Annotated in this window: 14 protein-coding genes and 1 pseudogene; 10 read left to right on the forward strand and 5 right to left on the reverse strand. The window is 71.9% G+C overall.

All coding sequences use genetic code 11. The annotated features are described in order from the left end of the window. Positions 1-18 precede the first annotated feature (18 nt). Positions 19-3,078 (forward strand): AfsR/SARP family transcriptional regulator, encoded by a 3,060-nt coding sequence (locus ACZ4VT_RS03270; RefSeq protein WP_467946119.1) that lies wholly within the window; start codon positions 19-21, stop codon positions 3,076-3,078. 75 nt (positions 3,079-3,153) lie between these two features. Here the strand turns inward: ACZ4VT_RS03270 and ACZ4VT_RS03275 are convergent, their stop codons facing one another. Together ACZ4VT_RS03275 and ACZ4VT_RS03280 are read right to left on the reverse strand one after the other, a co-directional pair. Continuing rightward, positions 3,154-3,318, reverse strand: a complete 165-nt coding sequence (locus ACZ4VT_RS03275; RefSeq protein ID WP_362799221.1) for a hypothetical protein — start codon at positions 3,316-3,318, stop codon at positions 3,154-3,156. Between the two features lie 85 nt (positions 3,319-3,403). Further along, positions 3,404-4,324 carry an ATP-grasp domain-containing protein gene (locus ACZ4VT_RS03280; RefSeq protein WP_467946121.1) on the reverse strand — a complete coding sequence of 307 codons (921 nt, stop codon included), beginning with the start codon at positions 4,322-4,324 and terminating at the stop codon, positions 3,404-3,406. Between the two features lie 238 nt (positions 4,325-4,562). On the opposite strand from ACZ4VT_RS03280, the gene ACZ4VT_RS03285 reads away from it, so the two are divergent. Continuing rightward, positions 4,563-5,111, forward strand: coding sequence for a LysM peptidoglycan-binding domain-containing protein (locus ACZ4VT_RS03285; RefSeq protein ID WP_467946123.1), 549 nt, complete (start codon positions 4,563-4,565; stop codon positions 5,109-5,111). 78 nt (positions 5,112-5,189) lie between these two features. Here ACZ4VT_RS03285 and ACZ4VT_RS03290 read toward each other — a convergent pair whose 3' ends face one another. Next, positions 5,190-5,882, reverse strand: coding sequence for a DUF5324 family protein (locus tag ACZ4VT_RS03290; RefSeq protein ID WP_467946124.1), 693 nt, complete (start codon positions 5,880-5,882; stop codon positions 5,190-5,192). A gap of 174 nt (positions 5,883-6,056) precedes the next feature. Between ACZ4VT_RS03290 and ACZ4VT_RS03295 the strand changes: the two genes are divergently transcribed. After that, positions 6,057-6,584 (forward strand): peptidylprolyl isomerase, encoded by a 528-nt coding sequence (locus ACZ4VT_RS03295; RefSeq protein WP_376615653.1) that lies wholly within the window; start codon positions 6,057-6,059, stop codon positions 6,582-6,584. 112 nt (positions 6,585-6,696) lie between these two features. Further along, positions 6,697-7,578: a rhomboid family intramembrane serine protease gene (locus ACZ4VT_RS03300; RefSeq protein WP_467946126.1), complete on the forward strand. Its 882-nt coding sequence runs from the start codon at positions 6,697-6,699 to the stop codon at positions 7,576-7,578. A 115-nt stretch (positions 7,579-7,693) separates the two neighbouring features. On the opposite strand, the gene crgA is transcribed toward ACZ4VT_RS03300, so the two are convergent. Then, positions 7,694-7,948, reverse strand: coding sequence for a cell division protein CrgA (crgA, locus tag ACZ4VT_RS03305; protein ID WP_030383881.1), 255 nt, complete (start codon positions 7,946-7,948; stop codon positions 7,694-7,696). Between the two features lie 91 nt (positions 7,949-8,039). Here crgA and ACZ4VT_RS03310 point away from each other — a divergent pair, with 91 nt between their 5' ends. The 6 genes and pseudogenes from ACZ4VT_RS03310 (at position 8,040) to ACZ4VT_RS03335 (ending at position 12,012) form a co-directional block, all read left to right on the forward strand. Next, complete coding sequence (locus ACZ4VT_RS03310; protein WP_467946128.1) at positions 8,040-8,813, forward strand: DUF881 domain-containing protein; 774 nt, start codon at positions 8,040-8,042, stop codon at positions 8,811-8,813. Beyond that, a complete protein-coding gene (locus tag ACZ4VT_RS03315) occupies positions 8,785-9,540 on the forward strand; it encodes a class E sortase (protein ID WP_467946130.1) in 756 nt (251 codons plus the stop codon). Before ACZ4VT_RS03310 ends, ACZ4VT_RS03315 begins: the two co-directional genes overlap by 29 nt. A gap of 102 nt (positions 9,541-9,642) precedes the next feature. Next, positions 9,643-9,819 (forward strand): hypothetical protein, encoded by a 177-nt coding sequence (locus ACZ4VT_RS03320; protein ID WP_030225149.1) that lies wholly within the window; start codon positions 9,643-9,645, stop codon positions 9,817-9,819. Further along, complete coding sequence (locus tag ACZ4VT_RS03325; RefSeq protein WP_467946132.1) at positions 9,816-10,454, forward strand: aminodeoxychorismate/anthranilate synthase component II; 639 nt, start codon at positions 9,816-9,818, stop codon at positions 10,452-10,454. The genes ACZ4VT_RS03320 and ACZ4VT_RS03325 overlap by 4 nt, the downstream gene beginning before the upstream one ends. Before the next feature lie 140 nt (positions 10,455-10,594). Beyond that, positions 10,595-11,275 (forward strand): annotated as a pseudogene (locus ACZ4VT_RS03330) (class E sortase); the annotation flags it as partial. 14 nt (positions 11,276-11,289) lie between these two features. Beyond that, complete coding sequence (locus ACZ4VT_RS03335) at positions 11,290-12,012, forward strand: class E sortase (RefSeq protein WP_467946133.1); 723 nt, start codon at positions 11,290-11,292, stop codon at positions 12,010-12,012. Positions 12,013-12,224: 212 nt separating this feature from the next. On the opposite strand, the gene pknB is transcribed toward ACZ4VT_RS03335, so the two are convergent. Then, positions 12,225-14,234: a Stk1 family PASTA domain-containing Ser/Thr kinase gene (gene pknB, locus ACZ4VT_RS03340; RefSeq protein WP_467946135.1), complete on the reverse strand. Its 2,010-nt coding sequence runs from the start codon at positions 14,232-14,234 to the stop codon at positions 12,225-12,227. Between the last annotated feature and the right edge of the window lie 59 nt (positions 14,235-14,293).

Consider the following 14,293-nt stretch of genomic DNA (forward strand, 5'->3'; position numbering starts at 1 on the left):
CAGGAACGGGTCCTGTGCATGCTCCTTCTCGAGGCCGGCCGGGTGGTGCCCGTCGCCCGATTGGTCGAGGCGACCTGGGAGAAGGACCCGCCGGTGACCGCGGCGCACCAGGTCCGCAAGGCCGTCGCCGATCTGCGGCGGCGCATACCGGCCGGCAACGAGGTGATCGCGACCGACGGGCCCGGATACCGCGTGGTGGTGGCCGACGACCAGGTTGACCTCCTGGAGTTCGACGCGCTGACCAGGGCGGCGGGCCAGGCCGTGCGGGAGGGCCGGCAGTCCGAGGCCGCCGAGGCCCTGCGGGCCGCCCTCGCGCTGTGGCGGGGCTCGGTGCTGTCCGGCGCGGGCGGGCCGGTGATCGAGGCCGCGGCGACCGCGCTGGAAGAGCGCAGGCTGGCGGCGGCCGAGCAGCGCTTCGAGCTGTGCCTGGCCCTGGGCGAGAGCGGCGAGATCATCTCCGCGCTACGCGCGCTGATCACCCAGCATCCGCTGCGGGAGACGCTCCGCGGCCAGCTGATGCTCGCCCTGTACCGCTCGGGGCGCCAGGCCGAGGCGCTCAAGGAGTACGGAGAGGTCCGCGAGCTCCTCGTCGACGAGCTCGGGATCGATCCGGGACCGCGGCTGGCCCGGCTGTACGAGGCGATCCTGCGGGACAGTCCCGAGCTGGCCGCGCCCGAGCGGCCGCGGCCCGTACCCGTGGCGCCCGTACCGGCCGCGCCCGTACGGCCGGAACCGGCCGAGCCGGCCCCCGTACCGCCGGCGCCCGAGCCGGCCGTTCCCGTACGGACGGCTCCCGAGGCCGCGGCGGCCGGGACGCCGGAACCGGTTCCCGGGGAGCCGGCGGCGCAGGCCGGCACGGCCGATGCCCCGTGCACCCTGCCGTACGACCTGCCCGACTTCACCGGCCGCGCCAAGGAACTGGCCGAACTCTTCGACTACGTACAGGACGAGGGCCGGGGCGCCGAGCGGTACTCCCGGATCGTGGCCATCGACGGCATGGGCGGCATGGGCAAGACCACCCTGGCCGTACGCGCCGCACACCGCCTGGCCGGGGGGTATCCGGACGGGCAGCTCCACATCGACCTGCACGGATTCACCCCGGGCGGCCGGCCCGTGTCACCGGCCAGCGCGCTCGACAGCCTGTTGCGGACCGTCGGTACGCCGGGCGACCGGATCCCCGAGGACCTGGAGGGCCGCACGGCCCTGTGGCGCTCGAAGCTGGACGGCCGGCGGATGCTGCTGCTGTTCGACAACGCGGTCGACGCCGCGCAGATCCGGCCACTGCTGCCGGCCTCGCCCGGCTGTCTGGTCCTGATCACCAGCCGGGGGCGGCTGCTGGACCTCGACGGCGTCGAGTGGGTGTCGATCGGGATGATGGAGCCCGAGGACAGCACCAGCCTGATGACCGAGACGCTCGGCACCACTCGGGTGGCCGCCGAGCCGGAGGCCTCCGCCGAACTGGCCGAGCTGTGCGGCCACCTGCCGCTGGCCCTGCGGATCGCCACCGCCCGGCTGCGCAACAGGCCGCGCTGGACGGTGCGTTACCTGGTCGAGCGGCTGCGCGACGAGAAACGCCGGATGGACGAGCTGAGTTCGGGCGAGCGCAGCGTCGCGGCGACCCTGCGCCTGTCGTACCTGGCGATGGACGAGGAGTACCGCACGGCGTTCCGCATCCTGAGCCTGTACCCGTGCGCGGGAACCGACGTGTACTCGGCGGCGGCCTTGCTGGGCACCGCCGTCCGGGACGCCGAGGACGCCCTGGAGTTCCTGCTCGACGTCCACCTGGTGCAGCAGCCCGATATCGGCCTCTACACCTTCCACGACCTGGTGCGCAGCTTCGCGCAGAGCCTGCGGGGACCGGCGACGGCGGAGGACGACGCGGCGGCCGTCGAGCGGCTGCTCGGCTACTACCTGACGACCTCCAACGCGGCCTGCGAGGTGCTGTTCCCCGGACGCGAGCGCCGGCCCACCGGCATCCCGCCCTACCAGGGCGAACGGCCGGCCTTCACGCTGGCCGAACAGGCCGTGAGCTGGTTCGACCGGGAGCAGGCCGGGCTGCTGGCGGCCGTGTCCCTCGCCGAGCGGTCCGGCCACGACCGGTACGCGGCCTGCCTGAGCCGCAACGTCGGCTTCCATCTGCACGCGCGCGGACAGCTCGACGAGTTCTGGAGCGTCGGGCACCTCGCGGTCGCCGCCGCCCGCCGGCTCGACGACCCGGCGCTCCTCGGCATCAGCCTGGCCAATCTGGGCGCGGCCTGCTGGAAGCTCGGCCGCTTCGAGGAAGGACTGGAGGTGGCCAGGGAGGCGCGCGACACCGCGATGCGCGCCGGTGACCGGCACACCGAGGCGCACAGCGAATCGACCATCGGGCTGCTGCTGTCGATGCTCGGGCGGTACGGGGAGGCGCTGCCCCTTCTGGAGCGCTCTCTCGGCATGTCCAGGGAGCTGGGCAACCCGCGCGCGGAGGCCGAGAACCTGACCACCCTCAGCACGCTGTACGAGCGGTGGGGCCGCTACCCGGAAGCGGCCCAGGCCGCCCGCCGGGCGATCGGGATCGGCCGCGACCTCGGCTACCGCAGCAACGAGATCGTGGCCCTCGCCGATCTGGCCTTCGCCCAGGTGGGCCTCGGCGACTACACGGACGCGCACGAGACCCTCAAGCGCGCCCGCGACCTGTGCGACGAGACCAGGTCGTCGGGGGACGTGGCCCTGGTGCTCGCGGTGTCCGCCCAGGTGGCGGAGGAACGGGGGGACGGCACGCAGGCCCGTTCGTTCGCCGAGCGGGCCCTGCTCCTCGGCCGTACGAGCGGCGCCCCGATCCGGCTCGCCAAGGTCGAGAACGTCCTCGGGCGGCTCCACATGACGTGGGGGGAGTACGAGGAGGCGCTCACCCTGCACGCGCACGCCCACAAGATCGCGGCCCCGATGAGCTTCCGGGCCGAGGAGGCGTCCGCGCTGGTGGGCCTCGCCCGTGCGGCGGAGGCGCTCGGCGAGTCGCGAGAGGCGGCCGGACACCGTGCGGCCGCCGAGGAGCTGTTCGAGTTCATGGGGCTGCCCGAGCACCGCCGGACGTACTGAGCCCGCACGTGGACGTGCCCCGCACCGGAATCCGGTGCGGGGCACATCCGCGTGGTGCGCGGGGAAGCGGCCGGCTCAGCGGGTGGTGGGGCCCGGGGAGGGGGCGCCCGGGCCCTTGTCGTCCGCGAGGACCTCGTACCCGGAGGGCTGACCGGCGTCCGCGGACTGGACCGTCACACCGACGCCGATCACGAGGGCCGCCGCGAAGATCCCGATCAGTCCGGCCAGCTTGCTGCGCATGTGTGGAACCCCCAGGTTGTGTACCGGTGCGGCTCCCGTGTGGTGCGGTGGCCGCTCTCGACAAGACACAGACTGGCCGAGGCCCTTACCGGTCCGTTCCCCTCTCGATACCGCTCGTGGCCGCGGAGCGGGAACGGCCGTTACCGGCCTGTTCCCGGTCCGGCTCGGTGGCGGCCGCGATCCGCGATCCCCGCGCGCTGACCAGCACGTCCGTCCGCGTGGTGCCCGATTCGTAGCCGGCGAGATCCAGCAGGGCCCGTACCGTCGCGCGGATCCCGGCCTGCTCCGTCTCGTGCAGCGCTACGGCGTTCCCCTCGGGGGTGATGCCGGCGACGAGGTGCATTCCGTCGACCGTGAGCGTCTCCACCCGGAACTTGGCTCCCGTCAAGAGCTCTTCGACGAGATAGGGGGCCGAATGCCGGGCGGTGACGGCCTGTTCGGCCCACCGGTCGAGCGCGGGCCGGTCGTGCACCGGCACGGTCCACCAACAGCCCGCCTTGTCGGCCGACTTGATGACCACCGGCAGCGGGAAGTCCTCCGCCAGCGAGCGCGCCTCGGCGACGGACCTCGCCTCCTCGGCGCGTACGGCCGAGGTCCGGCTCTCGTTGAGGATGCGCCGGATCGTCACCACGTCCGGCAGCCGCCCCGCGGGGGTCTCCCGGCACGCGGACAGTTCCCGCAGCACTTCCTCGGCGGCGGCCGCCGCCCCGCGGCCGAGACCCTTGCCGAGATCGCTCGCGAGGTACAGGACGTGCCCGATGCCGTGTTCGATGACCGTGTCCGTCAACAGGGCGCGCAGCGCGGCCGTGTCGTCGAAGTCCACCCGGAGGAGTCGCCGCGGGGGCAGCTCGGCGGGCAGCCGTGCCCGGGGTGGACACGGTCGGGTGTCCGACACCACCCAGACGTCCAGGCCCGCCACGACCGCGGCGCTTACGAGTCCTGGTCCGGGCCTGACGAGCACGACCCGTTCCGCGGACTGGTTGATGATCACAGAAATCTCCTCCATCGTGTCCCACGATGCTCGCGCCGGGCGTTCCCGGTCCCTTCCCGCCGCGTTCCCGGCCGCCGTCCGGAGCGCCGCCGGAGCGCCGCCGGAGCGCCGCCGGAGCGCCGCCGGAGCGCCGTCGGAGTGCCGTCGGAGGTCGCCCGGATGGCCCCGTCACAGGGCCGCCCGGCGCCCCGTGTCCGACAGTGGGGGAAGGCACCGAGCCCAGGGGGGCACCACACGCCGGAGGCGTACACACATGGGACTCTTCGACTTCCTGAAGTCCGACAAGAAGAAGGAACACGAGGCCGCCGAGAAGGCGAAGGAGCAGGTGGAGCAGCAGTCGGCCGGGCGGGCGACCCCTTCCGCGAGCTCGGCCGCCGACGCCGCCGCGGCCACCAGGGCCGCCGCCGAGCGGATGGCGGCCGCCGCACCGCCCAAGTCCAAGCCCGCCCCCGCGACGCCGAGCCCCTCGTCCGCCGCGCACAAGGCCGTGCCGGCCCCGCCCAAGCCGACCGCGATGCCGAAGCCCGGTCCCGCGCCCGCCGCGGCGGCGGGCGCCGCGCACACCCCCTCCCCCGCGTCGGCCGCGCACAAGGCCGTGCCCGCGGCACCGACGCCCAAGCCGGGGGCCACCGCGAAGAAGCGGACGTACACGGTCGGGCCCGGCGACTCGCTCTCCGCGATCGCCCGCCGCGAGCTGGGCAACGAGGCCCGCTGGCGCGAGCTCTACGCCATGAACAAGGGCGTCATCGGCTCCAATCCGGACCTGATCCGCCCGGGCATGGTCCTCACCCTCCCCGGCTGAGTCCCGCGCGCGCCGCGGCCGCACGCGGAAGGGGCCCGGATCCAGCGGGATCCGGGCCCCTTCCGCGTGTCCGAGCGTTCAGCGCTGCGTGTCGTCCGCAGCCGGACCGGACTCGCGTTCCTTGGCCGCGAGCTCGTCGTCGAAGCTCGCCGGAGCGGCGTCCTGCGTCGAGAGCTCCGTGGCGGCCGGCGGCTCGACGAGCCAGTCCGGGTTCGACTGCTGGTCCCACCACTTCCACGCGGCGAAGGCGGCGCCGGCCAGCACGCCGACCACGACGGCACCCTTGAGCAGGCCCTTGTAGCGCGCCCGCCGCTCATGGCGCCGCACCAGCTTCTGCACTTCCTTGGCCGACACCTGGCCGCGCAGTGCCGCGAAGGCCGCCGCCGACCGCGAGGCGGCCTCCTCGGCCACCGGCGTGGCGGCCGCGATCGCGCTCTCGAGCCGCGGCTGGGTGTAGTCGGCGGCCTGCCGCGCCGCGACGCGGGTCTGGTGCACCGCCTTCGTCGCCGCCCGGTCCACGTGCGGCGGCACGTGCGCGCGCGCCGCCTTGAGCCGGGGATGCAGATGGCTGTCGTAGGTCGTACGCGCTTGCCGGGCGGCCGCGTCGGCCGCGTACGACACCTTGGGTGCCAGCAGTTCGTTGGCCTCTTGGGCGTAGTGCACCGCGGCGTCCCTGGCGGATTCCGCGTACGGTGCCACCACTTCCGCCGCGTGCAGGAAACTCTCCCTGGCGCTCTCGGCTGCCAGGCGCACGCTGTCCTTGCGGGTCACGGGATCCTCCTCCTCGGTGGCGGACACAGTTCACCTTTCCACCCTTTGTCGGATCATGCCTCTCCTATCGCCGACCGGCATGCGTGACAGGGCATACGGGTGGACGATTTCAGTGCTGCGGAGCGCTCCGTGCGACCATCTGGACCGACAGTGATGACTATGGAAGGCAGATCCGTGGCCGAGAAGCTCTACGCCACCCTGAAGACGACCCACGGCGACATCGAGATCGAGCTGCTGGAGAACTTCGCTCCGAAGACCGTCCGGAACTTCGTGGAGCTCGCCACCGGCGCCCGGGAGTGGACCCGCCCCACCGACGGCCAGAAGACCACGGACCCGCTGTACGACGGCACCGTCTTCCACCGTGTCATCAGCGGCTTCATGATCCAGGGCGGCGACCCGCTCGGCAACGGCACCGGCGGCCCCGGCTACCAGTTCGCCGACGAGTTCCACCCCGACCTGGCCTTCACCAAGCCGTACCTGCTCGCCATGGCCAACGCGGGCCCGGGCACCAACGGCTCGCAGTTCTTCATCACCGTGGCGCCCACCGCCTGGCTGACGCGCAAGCACACCATCTTCGGCGAGGTCACCGACCCGGCCAGCCAGAAGGTCGTCGACGCCATCGCCGGCAGCGCCACGAACCCGCGCACCGAGCGCCCCCTGGACGACGTGATCATCCAGTCCGTGGTCGTCGAGAAGCGCTGACGGCCCCCGGGAACCTTTCCGCCCCGCCCGTCCGTCCTGCATGCGTATGAAGTGATGGGGCATACCGGACCGGCGGGGCGCACCCCTGCCTCGCCGCTGATCGAGGGAACCGATGGACACCGACCGTCTGCCGGGCTGCTACCGCCACCCGGACCGCGACACGGGGATCAGCTGCACCCGCTGCGAGCGCCCCATCTGCCCCGAATGCATGATCAGCGCGTCGGTCGGGTTCCAGTGCCCCGAGTGCGTCCGTGAGGGTTCCGGCACCGGGCACCGGCCGGCCGCCAACGCGCCGCGGACCATCGCGGGCGGGGTGGTCGCCTCCGATCCGCACCTCGTCACCAAGATCCTCATCGGGATCAACGTCCTGGTGTTCCTGGTGGGCGCGATCCATCCGGCCCTGGCGGTCCAGCTGGAGCTGATCGGCCGCTACCGGGAGTTCGCGTACGTCCCCGGCCCCATCGAGGGCGTGTCCACCGGTGAGTACCACCGGCTGCTGACCTCGGTGTTCCTGCACACCGAGCTGTGGCACATCGCGGGCAACATGATCGGCCTGTGGGTGATCGGCGGCCCGCTGGAGGCGGCGCTGGGCCGGGCCCGCTACCTGACGGCCTACCTGCTGTCGGGCCTGGGCGGCAGCGCCCTCGTCTATCTGCTGACCGCGCCGAACACCCCGACCCTCGGTGCGTCCGGCGCCGTCTTCGGCCTGCTGGGCGCCACGGTCGTGCTGGTGCGCCGGCTGCGGTACGAGATGCGCCCGGTGCTCGTGATGGTCGCGCTGATGCTGCTGCTGACCTTCGTCCCGCTCGGCACCGGCCTCAGTGTGTCCTGGCAGGCGCACGTGGGCGGCCTGGTCACCGGCGCCCTGGTGGCGCTGGGCATGCTCACGCCCGCCGTCGGCAGGACGCGCGCACTCGTCCAGTGGGGGACGTGCGCGGGGGTGTTCCTGCTGGTCACGGCCTTGGTCCTGGTCCGCACGGCGGAACTCACCTGATCACACCGGCGTCAACTCTCCACAGAGTTATCCACAGATCTTCTGTCTTTTCCTCAGGTGTGGATGACGCTGTGGATAACTCATGGGGAGAGCTTCCGTCAGCGGTCGAGAGGTGCTACTTCCACTGCGTGGACACGCCGAATCCCGCGGCGATGAAGCCGAAACCGACCACGATGTTCCAATTGCCCAGCGCCTCGATCGGCAGCTGGGTCTCGGTCACGTAGAAGACGACGATCCATGCGAGTCCGATCAGGAAGAACGCCAGCATGACCGGGGCGACCCAGCTGCGGTTCGTCAGCCGGATGCTCTGCGGCTGCCGCGTGGGCGGCGGCGTGTAGTCGTCCTTCTTGCGGATACGTGACTTCGGCACGAGGGGCTCTCCTGTCGATGCGCTGGGGACCTTGCCTGCCCCGGGCGTCCGTTAGCGTAGTGGACCTGTGGCGTTGAAGGAGAAGGGTACGTTGAGCAATTCCGACGACTCCTCCGCGGGTCCCCGTCGCCGGGCCAGACCGGTCCGGCTGCTGACGGCCGCCGTCTTCGCCCTGGCCGGGCTGCTCTTCGTCACCAGTTTCAACACCTCCAAGGGTACGAACATCCGGACGGACGCATCGCTCCTGAAGCTGTCGGACCTCATCAAGGAGCGCAGCCAGGACAATGCGGAGCTGGAGCAGAGCACCGGCGCGGCCCGCCGCCGGGTGGACGCCCTCGCCGACCGCGACGACGGCAGCACCAAGGCCGAGGACGCCAAGCTGGCCGCCCTCCGCGCGGTCTCGGGCACCGAGGAGCTGTCCGGCAAGGGGCTGACGGTCACCCTCAACGACGCCCCGCCGAACGCCACCGCCCGCATCCCCAACGTGCCCGAGCCGCAGCCCAACGACCTGGTGATCCACCAGCAGGACCTGCAGGCCGTGGTGAACGCCCTCTGGCAGGGTGGCGCCCAGGGCATCCAGGTCATGGACCAGCGGCTCATCTCCACCAGCGCGGTGCGCTGCGTGGGCAACACCCTGATCCTCCAGGGCCGCGTCTACTCGCCCCCGTACAAGATCTCGGCGGTCGGCGACCCGAACGCGCTGAAGAAGGCGCTGGCCGCCTCGCCGGCCCTGCAGAACTACCAGCTGTACGTGAACGCGTACGGGCTCGGCTGGAAAGTGGACGAGCACAGGGCGCTGACACTTCCCGGCTACTCCGGCACAGTGGACCTCCACTATGCGAAGCCGGTGGCTCCCACCCCGTGAGCGGGTCCGTCCCGACGTCGTACTGCGCCTGGTGGTACGGACGTTCAGCGAGGTGTGCCTGACGGCGGGCACGCTGATCGTGCTCTTCGTCGCGTACGTCCTGCTGTGGACCGGGGTGAAGGCCGACCGGGCCATGGACGGGGAGAGGGCCGGGCTGCGCGACCGCTGGGCGGCGGCGGCCGCGCCGCAGCCCGCGCCGTCCGTGCCGTCGGCGGCCCCCGCCGAACCGGCCGAACCGGCCGAACCGCCGCCCTACCCCGCCGGCCGGGCCTTCGCCGAGATGTACGTCCCGCGCTTCGGCCCGGACTGGGTCAAGCCCGTCCTGGAGGGCACGGACACCGGGCTGCTGAAGAAGGGCCTCGGCCACTACGCCGGCACCGCCCGCCTCGGCGCCACCGGGAACTTCTCGGTGGCCGGCCACCGGCGCACCTACGGTGATCCCTTCAAGGACTTCCCGGAGCTGCGCACGGGGGACGAGGTGATCCTCAAGGACGAGAGCACCTGGTACACGTACACCGTGCGGGGCGGGCCCCTGCGCACGCTGCCGACCCAGGTCGGGGTGGTCGCCCCGGTCCCGGAGAAGTCGCCGTTCACCACGCCCGGCCGCTACCTGACCCTCACGACCTGCGATCCGGAGTGGGGCCACAGCCACCGGCTGGTCGTCTGGGCGGAGCTGACCGGCACCCGCGCCGTGGCGCAGGGCCGGCCGGAGGGTTTGTCCGGGTGACCCTTCCGGGTGACCCACCCCGTCGGGCCGCTGCCTTTAGTCTGTTCGCGTACCGCCCCCGCGGTGCGTTGAACGAATGTGGACGAAAAGGAAACAGGCGGCATGTACGGCTGGATCTGGCGGCACCTGCCGGGCAACGCGTGGGTCCGCGCGCTGATCTCACTCGTACTGATCCTCGCGGTGGTCTTCGTGCTGTTCCAGTACGTCTTCCCGTGGGCCGAGCCGCTCCTGCCGTTCAACGATGTGACGGTGGACGAGGGATCGGGAGCCACTCCGTGAGCGCGCGCATTCTGGTTGTCGACAACTACGACAGCTTTGTCTTCAACCTGGTCCAGTACCTCTACCAGCTCGGCGCCGAATGCGAGGTGCTGCGCAACGACGAGGTCGGGCTCGCGCACGCGCAGGACGGTTTCGACGGGGTCCTGCTGTCCCCCGGGCCGGGCACGCCCGAGGAAGCGGGCGTCTGCGTCGACATGGTCCGGCACTGCGCGCGGACGGCCGTTCCCGTCTTCGGCGTGTGCCTCGGCATGCAGTCGATGGCGGTCGCCTACGGCGGCGTCGTCGGCCGGGCGCCCGAGCTGCTGCACGGCAAGACCTCGCCCGTGATCCACGAGGGGCTGGGCGTCTTCCAGGGCCTGCCCTCGCCGTTCACCGCGACCCGCTACCACTCCCTCGCCGCCGAGCCCGCCACCCTGCCCGACGCGCTGGAGGTCACGGCGCGCACCGAGGACGGGATCATCATGGGCCTGCGCCACCGGGAGCACGACGTCGAGGGCGTGCAGTTCCACCCCGAGTCCGTGCTGACCGAGTGGGGTCACCGGATGCTCGCGAACTGGCTGGTGCGGTGCGGCGACGCGGGTGCCGTGGAGCGCTCGGTGGGGCTGGCCCCGGTGGTGGGCAAGGCCGTCGCGTGACGACGGTCGCGCCGTCCGCGCCCACGGAGGGCCGGGCCGCGCGACGCAGGGCAGCTCAGGAGGCCGCGAAGCGGGCCGCCAGACGCACCCGCAGGCGGGGCGGACGGCGGCGCAGGCGGCCGGCGTCGGGCGGCCCGGTGGTCATCGCGAGCCGGCTGGGCGGAGAGCTGTTCATCACGATGGGGCTCGTGATGCTGCTGTTCGTCGCCTACCAGCTCTGGTACACGAACGTCGTGGCGGAGCGGGCGGCGAACGGGGCCGCCGGCTCGCTGCGCCAGACCTGGGCGCACCCGCCCGGCGGTGACGGGGCCGAGGCGCCGCCGGTGACGGCCTTCGAGCCCGGCCAGGGCTTCGCCATCCTCCACATCCCGAAGCTCGACGTGAAGGTGCCGGTGGCGGAGGGCATCAGCAAGCCCAAGGTGCTGGACCGGGGCATGGTCGGGCACTACGGCGAGGGCGCCCTGAAGACGGCGATGCCCTCGGACGAGCAGGGCAACTTCGCGGTGGCCGGCCACCGCAACACCCACGGAGAGCCCTTCCGCTACATCAACCGGCTGGTGCCCGGGGATCCCGTCGTGGTCGAGACCCGGGACGCGTACTACACGTACGAGATGACCTCGGCGCTGGCGCAGACACCGCCGACGAACGTGGCGGTGATCAAGCCCGTGCCGGAGGGATCGGGATTCACGTCCCCGGGCCGGTACATCACGCTGACCACCTGCACCCCCGAGTTCACCAGCACCTACCGGATGATCGTATGGGGCAGGATGACCGGGGAACGGCCCCGCAGCCAGGGCCCGCCGCCCGCGCTGACCAGTTAAGGACGAAACAAGCAGTGTCACGAGCCCGCCGCCGCGCCGCGGCCCCGCCCGCCGGCAACCGCAGTGTGCTCGCCGGGTTCCTGAGCCTGCTGGGCGAGGTCCTGATCACGGTGGGCCTGGTGCTGGGCCTGTTCGTCGCCTACTCGCTGTGGTGGACGAACGTCCTCGCGGACCGGCAGGCCTCCGCGAAGGGCGACGAGGTCCGCCAGCAGTGGCAGACACCGGACCGGCCCGCGGAGCCCGGGGCGCTGGACACCAAGGACGGCGTCGGCTTCCTGCACGTGCCGGCGATGAACAACGGCGAGGTGCTCGTCAAGCCGGGCACGGCGCCGGACATCCTCGACGACGGCGTGGCCGGGTACTACACGGAACCGGTGAAGTCGGCGCTGCCGTGGGACGAGAAGGGGAACTTCTCGCTCGCCGCGCACCGCGACGGGCACGGGGCGAAGTTCCACAACATCGACAAGGTGCGCAGCGGCGACGCGATCGTCTTCGAGACCCGGGACACCTGGTACGTCTACAAGGTCTTCGGGGAGCTGCGCCAGACGTCGAAGTACAACACCGACGTGATCAACCCGGTTCCGAAGGAGTCGGGGAAGACCGCCCCGGGCCGGTACATCACCCTCACCACCTGCACGCCGGTCTACACCTCGAAGTACCGGTACATCGTGTGGGGCGAGCTGGTCCGCACGGAGAAGGTGGACGCGAAGCGGACGCTGCCGGCCGAGCTGCGCTGAGGAAGGCCCCTGCGGGCCCCTGGGGCGCCTCCTGAGGCCCACGGGCCCCTCGGGGCCACCCGGGCCCCGCCCGGTCCCGCGCGGGGCGCAGACGCCCGCTCAGCGGCGGGGCGCGGAAGGGCGGGGTACGGAAGGCGGGTACGGAAAAGGTCCGGCCCTCCTCCCCGTCGTCGGGGGGAGGAGGGCCGGACCCTTCGTGCCGGGCTTCCGCGCTACCTGCGGCCGTTGCCGCCGGTCAGGCCGGAGATGATGCCGCCGCCGTCCTGCTGGCCCTGCGTGGTGGCGATGTTGACGGCCTGGCCCGAGGCGAGCGGGGTACCGGGCTGCGGGTTGGTGCCCACCACGATCGCGTTGTCGTCCGTCGGGCCGCCGACGATGCCGACCCTCAGGTTGGCGCGCTGCAGATCTTCCTTGTACTGGCCCAGCGTCCGGTTGGCGAAGTTCGGCACCACGGTCGCCGTCGCGGCCTTGACGATGGTGATGTTCACCGTCTTGCCCACCTCGAGCTGCTGCCCCGCCGCGAACTGCTGGAAGACCACCGTTCCCGGAGCGGCTCCGGGCTGCTCGTTCTCCGTCACGCTGCCGAGCTTGAGCTTGACGTCCTTGAGCGCCTTCTCCGCGTCGTCCCTGGTCTTGCCCTTGAGGTCGGGAACCACGGCCTTGGCCAGCTCCTTGGAGACCGTCAGCTTGATGACGGAGTTCTTCTCCGCCTCGCCGCCCTTCGGGTCCTGCTCCAGCACGATCCCGGGGGTCTGGTCGGACTCCTCGGTCTTGCGCTCGACCTGGAAGCCCCTGTCCTTCAGGGTCTTCTCGGCCTCCTCGTACGTGAGCCGCAGCACGTTGGGGACCTGCACCTTGGGCGCGCCCGAGGAGATCGTCACCGTGACCGTGGAACCCTTGTCGACCTTGACGTCGGCCGCCGGGTCCTGCTTGCAGACGTTGCCCTTGGGCTGGTCGTCGCAGGGCGCTTCGCCGCCCTTGACCACGTTCAGGCCGACGTTGGTGCCGCTTCTCTGCGCCAGTTCGAGGGTCTGGCCGACGAGCTTGGGCACGGCGGGCCGGTTGTCGGCCGTCTCGCTGAAGAGGGAGCGGCCGATGAGGATCGCGCCGACGAGGACGAGGACGCCGGCCAGCACGAGCAGGACCGTGGAGGCCTTGCTCTTCTTCTGCTGGCGGCGGTTCGGGCCCTGGTCGTAGCCGCCCTGGTCGCCGTAGCCGTAGCCGCCGTCGCCCGGGGGCGTCGGCGCCATCATCGCGGTCTGGCCGCCTTCGGTGGCGCGCAGGGCGGTGGTGGGCTGGTCGTAGCCGGGCTGCCCGTATCCGTGGCCCTGGTCGGGGTAGCCGTAGCCGGCCACGCCCATGGAGGCGGTGGCGGCGACGGGCTGCCCGTCGAGGCACGCCTCGATGTCGGCGCGCATCTCGTCGGCCGACTGGTAGCGGTAATCGGGGTCCTTGACCAGGGCCTTGAGGACGATGGCGTCCATCTCGGGCGTGATCTCGGGGTCGAAGTTCGACGGCGGCTGCGGCTCTTCCCGTACGTGCTGGTAGGCGACGGCCACGGGGGAGTCGCCGACGAACGGGGGCCGCACGCTGAGCAGCTCGTAGAGCAGGCAGCCCGCGGAGTAGAGGTCGGAGCGCGCGTCGACCTGCTCGCCCTTGGCCTGCTCCGGGGAGAGGTACTGGGCGGTGCCGATGACGGCGGCCGTCTGCGTCATGGTCATGCCGGAGTCGCCCATGGCGCGGGCGATGCCGAAGTCCATGACCTTGACCTGGCCCGTGCGCGTCAGCATCACGTTCGCGGGCTTGATGTCGCGGTGCACGATGCCGGCCCGGTGCGAGTACTCCAGGGCCTGGAGGATGCCGATGCACATCTCCAGGGTGCGTTCGGGCAGCAGCTTGCGGCCCGAGTGCAGCAGCTCGCGCAGGGTGGAGCCGTCGACGTACTCCATCACGATGTACGGGATGGAGATGTTGTCGACGTAGTCCTCGCCGGTGTCGTAGACGGCGACGATCGCGGGATGGTTCAGCGACGCGGCCGACTGGGCCTCGCGCCGGAACCGGGCCTGGAAGGACGGGTCACGGGCGAGGTCGGCACGCAGGGTCTTGACGGCGACGGTACGGCCGAGCCGGGTGTCGTGGGCGAGGTAGACCTCGGCCATGCCACCACGGCCGAGCACGTGGCTCAGCTCGTACCGGCCGCCGAGGCGACGCGGCTCTTCCATAACGTTGCAGCCCTCTCCGTCAGTCCCGACCGCACCTGTGTGTGGTCCGGCGGTGTGCT

Source organism: Streptomyces sp. NPDC029164, assembly GCF_055563995.1.